This is a genomic window from Saccharothrix sp. ST-888 (assembly GCF_000955975.1).
Lineage (GTDB): Bacteria > Actinomycetota > Actinomycetes > Streptomycetales > Streptomycetaceae > Kitasatospora.
The window spans coordinates 1-1,371 of record NZ_JYJF01000274.1 but is presented as its reverse complement, the minus strand read 5'-3'; the positions used below and the strand labels follow the sequence as shown (position 1 = coordinate 1,371).

At 69.7% G+C, this 1,371-nt stretch carries 3 protein-coding genes; all 3 read left to right on the top strand.

All coding sequences use genetic code 11. The features are described 5' to 3' along the window. Nucleotides 1–239 (top strand): vitamin B12 dependent-methionine synthase activation domain-containing protein (locus tag UK12_RS32580; protein ID WP_045306819.1); only part of this gene is annotated, 239 nt, incomplete at its 5' end. Between the two features lie 37 nt (nucleotides 240–276). Next, nucleotides 277–1,227 (top strand): methylenetetrahydrofolate reductase [NAD(P)H], encoded by a 951-nt coding sequence (gene metF, locus UK12_RS32575; RefSeq protein ID WP_045306818.1) that lies wholly within the window; start codon nucleotides 277–279, stop codon nucleotides 1,225–1,227. A gap of 21 nt (nucleotides 1,228–1,248) precedes the next feature. Then, the coding region (locus UK12_RS38755; RefSeq protein ID WP_156179092.1) for an adenosylhomocysteinase at nucleotides 1,249–1,371 on the top strand (123 nt) is incomplete at its 3' end.

Below are 1,371 nucleotides of genomic sequence, written 5' to 3'. Positions count from 1 at the left end.
TCGGCGACGAGGACCCGCAGGACGTCCGCGACATGTTCGCCCTGAAGTACCGGGGTGCCCGTTTCTCGCTCGGCTACGGGGCCTGCCCGGAGCTGGAGGGCCGGGCCAAGATCGCCGAGCTGCTGCGGCCGGAGCGGATCGGGGTGGTGCTCTCCGAGGAGTTCCAGCTGCACCCGGAGCAGTCCACCGACGCGATCGTGATCCACCACCCCGAGGCCAAGTACTTCAACGCACGCTGACCCTGCTGACCGGTCAGCGGAGAAGGAGCAAACCGCGATGAGAGAGCAGGAAGCGCCGGGCGGGAGCCTGCGGGCCGCGCTGGCGAGCGGAGAGCCCACCATCTCCTTCGAGTTCTTTCCGCCCAAGACCGACGCCGGTGAGTCCGCGCTGTGGCAGACGATCCGCCGGGTCGAGGCCGTCGCACCGACCTTCGTGTCGGTGACGTACGGCGCGGGCGGATCCTCGCGGGCCCGTACGGTCCAGGCGGTCGAGGGGATCGCCGAGCAGACCACGCTGCGAGCGGTGGCGCACCTCACGGCGGTCGGTCACTCGGTCGCCGAACTGCGCTCGATCATCGGCCGTTACGCCGATGTCGGCATCCGGGACGTGCTGGCCCTGCGCGGCGATCCGCCGGGTGACCCGCGCGGACCGTGGACACCGCATCGGCAAGGGTTCAGCCACGCTGCCGAACTGGTCCAACTGGTCAAGGAGTGCGGCGAGTTCAGCGTCGGCGTCGCCGCCTTCCCCGAGCTGCATCCGCGTTCGCCGGACTGGGACAGCGAGATCAGGCACTTCGTCGCCAAGTGCCGGGCCGGGGCGGACTACGCGATCACCCAGATGTTCTTCGACGTCGAGCACTACCTGCGCCTGCGCGACCGGGTGGCCGCGGCCGGCTGCGACACCCCGATCATCCCCGAGATCATGCCGGCCACCAACGCCGCGCAGATCCAGCGGTTCGCCGAGCTCAGCAACGCCACCTTCCCGTGCGGCCTGACCGAGCGCCTGGAGGCCGTCCGCGACGACCCGGGCGCTGCTCACCGGATCGGTGTCGAACACGCCACCCGGATGGCCCGCCGCCTGCTCGCGGAGGGCGCCCCCGGCCTGCACTTCATCACCCTCAACCGGTCCACCGCGGCGCTGGAGATCTACCGGAACCTCGATCTCCCGCGCGGTGCCGTCCAGTCCTCGAAGTACCGGGCAGCGGCTTCGGCCTTTGCCGCCGCCTGACCACCCACCCATGGAGTAGAAGTGACTGTTCGTCAGGATTTCAAAGTCGCCGATCTGTCCCTCGCGTCCTTCGGGCGCAAGGAGATCCAGCTGGCCGAGCACGAGATGCCCGGTCTGATGTCCATCCGCGAGGAGTACGCCGCC